This is a genomic window from Pseudomonas sp. 05T35 (assembly GCF_056396605.1).
Genome location: NZ_JBFTLU010000984.1, coordinates 1 through 433 on the forward strand (window position 1 = coordinate 1; position 433 = coordinate 433).

At 56.4% G+C, this 433-nt stretch carries 1 protein-coding gene and 1 pseudogene; both read right to left on the minus strand.

Annotated features, from left to right (window positions below; all coding sequences use genetic code 11):
- Window positions 1-121: aldo/keto reductase (locus tag AC1DH9_RS31035; protein ID WP_477809574.1), on the minus strand; the 121-nt coding region annotated here is incomplete at its 3' end.
- Between the two features lie 19 nt (window positions 122-140).
- A pseudogene (locus tag AC1DH9_RS31040) lies at window positions 141-433 on the minus strand (aldo/keto reductase); the annotation flags it as partial.

The window sequence follows — 433 nt, forward strand, 5'->3', positions numbered from 1 at the left end:
GCCAGTGAATCAGCGTCAGGTCCAGGTAATCGGTTTTCAGTTTGCGCAGGCTGTCTTTCAAGCTGCTGATCAGTTGGTCCTTGGCGAAATTGGCGATCCAGATCTTGCTGGTGATGAACAACTCTTCGCGGGCAATGCCGCCAGTGAATCAGCGTCAGGTCCAGGTAATCGGTTTTCAGTTTGCGCAGGCTGTCTTTCAAGCTGCTGATCAGTTGGTCCTTGGCGAAATTGGCGATCCAGATCTTGCTGGTGATGAACAACTCTTCGCGGGCAATGCCGCTGGCGGCGATGGCTTGGCCGACGTCGGCTTCGTTGTCGTAGATCTGCGCGGTATCGATCACCCGGTAACCGAGTTCAAGGCCGGTGCTCACCGAATCGATGGCCACCTGGCCTTGCAGGCGAAACGTACCGAGGCCGAAGGCGGGAACAGACA